The 1,348-nt window shown below is 74.0% G+C and carries 1 protein-coding gene; it reads right to left on the minus strand.

Annotated features, from left to right (window positions below):
• Positions 1–1,154 (minus strand): RNA polymerase sigma factor (locus tag EST54_RS33840; RefSeq protein ID WP_135796925.1); only part of this gene is annotated, 1,154 nt, incomplete at its 3' end.
• Between the last annotated feature and the right edge of the window lie 194 nt (positions 1,155–1,348).

Consider the following 1,348-nt stretch of genomic DNA (forward strand, 5'->3'; position numbering starts at 1 on the left):
GGCGTGGGGGTGGGCGTGGGCGTGGGGCTCGGGGACGGGCTGTGGGCGGCCACGGTCCGTTGCGCCTTCGGCTTGTCCTTCCGTGCGTCCTGGGGCGTACCGCCGGACCACCACACGGCGGCGAGGACGGCCGCGGTGAGGGTGGCGGTGCCCGTGACGGCCGTGCCCTTGCTCACCCGGCGCAGGCCCGGCGGCCGCGTGGCCGAAGAGTGCGCGCCACCGCCACCGGACCCGTGGTGGTGCGCCCCGCCGCCTCCGGACCCGTGGTGCACGCCATCGCCACCGGCCCCGTGGGACCCGTGAGGCACGCCGCCACCGGACCCATGGTGCGCGGGCGCCGCGGTCGCCTGCGTCGTCGCGGCGGTGGGGGCCGACAGGGCCGCGGGCGGGGTGAGATGGGCGGGCAGTGGCAGCATCGCGAGACCGGCCAGCAGGCCCTCGGCGGGCAGCAGGTCCCTCCAGTGGCCGGAGCAGGCGGCGCACTGGCGGGCATGGCGGGCTATGCGCTTGCGCCACAGGGCGCAGGGTTCGTTGTCCCAGGTGGCCGTCAGCTGGGCGAGGTCGGGGCAGGGGGGATCCGCCGCGAGGGCGCGGACCACCACGCGTCCGGCCTCCAGCTGCTGTTTCATGCGCTGCACACGGACGGCCGCATGACGTGAGTCGATCCCGACGGCGGCGACCAGCTCCGGTCTGGTGATCTCTCCGGCGGCCTCCAGCCACCACAGGGAGAGCAGCGAACGGTCCGCCTCGTCCAGCCACCGGGTGGCCGCGGCCACTTCGCGGCGCTGGCCGGACAGTCCCAGTTGCAGAATCGTCAGGTCCACGAAGTCGGCGGAGCGGTCGGCCCGTTCCGGCGCCTGGTCGAGGCCGACGACGGGTGCCTTCTGGGCGCTGGTCCACCGGCGGCGGACCTGGTTCATGGCGATCGCCACCAGCCAGGAACGGAACGACGCCGGCTCCCTCAGATCCGTCAGCGACTCCAGGACGCGCAGCATGGTCTCCTGCACCACGTCGTCCACGTCCGCATGGCCGTCCAACGCCCGCCCCACGACGTTGTAGATCAGCGGCAGGTGCGCGGCGACCAGCTGCTCCCGGGCCTGTTCGTCCCCGGCCTGGGCGGCCTCGACGGCCGCCGTCCCGTTGTCCTGCTTCACGCCTTTTCGTTCCTGTTCATCCGTGCGTACCCATGGCCCCCGCACTCAGGTGACCCGGTGGGCGCACCCTGATAACAGAAAACCTACGTGGGTCCGGAAAACCGTGTGCGTCCGCCCACCACCCCGCTGCCCGTTCCGCGTGACGATCGCCCGGCCGCCCTGCACCCGGCCCCGGATCCCGGCCCCGTACCCCT

Origin of the sequence: Streptomyces sioyaensis (assembly GCF_004122735.1) — a bacterium.
GTDB lineage: Bacteria > Actinomycetota > Actinomycetes > Streptomycetales > Streptomycetaceae > Streptomyces > Streptomyces sioyaensis.